The 268-nt window shown below is 60.4% G+C and carries 1 protein-coding gene; it reads right to left on the bottom strand.

Features of this window, described 5'->3' with window-relative positions; genetic code table 11:
* On the bottom strand, positions 1 to 180 hold a 180-nt coding region (locus ACVA58_RS28175; protein ID WP_446513535.1), incomplete at its 3' end, for a hypothetical protein.
* Positions 181 to 268: the final 88 nt, after the last annotated feature.

The raw sequence follows: 268 nt of genomic DNA, 5'->3' as shown, positions 1-268 counted from the left end.
ATCGTAGATCGACTGAGGGGTCAGCTCCGCGGGAGTAACCCGCCGCCGGCGTTCGAACGCTTCCTCATAGCTAAACCGATGCTCCAGCAGAATCCAGAACGAACTAGTTCTAGCGTCCAGGCCGGCTTTCTGATGCTCACGCCCGAGTCTGCGCATGTCGGTCAGAACGCTGTCATTCAACGCCCAATACTGCGGCGCATGCTCTTGGCCGCGCGGGGCCCTAAGCACTCGCATCAATGCGGATCGACAGGCGAGGTCGAGTAGGACG

Source organism: Photobacterium sp. DNB22_13_2 (genome assembly GCF_052873915.1).
The sequence above is the reverse complement of the archived record's forward strand: the minus strand, read 5'-3'. Positions and strand labels throughout refer to the sequence as shown.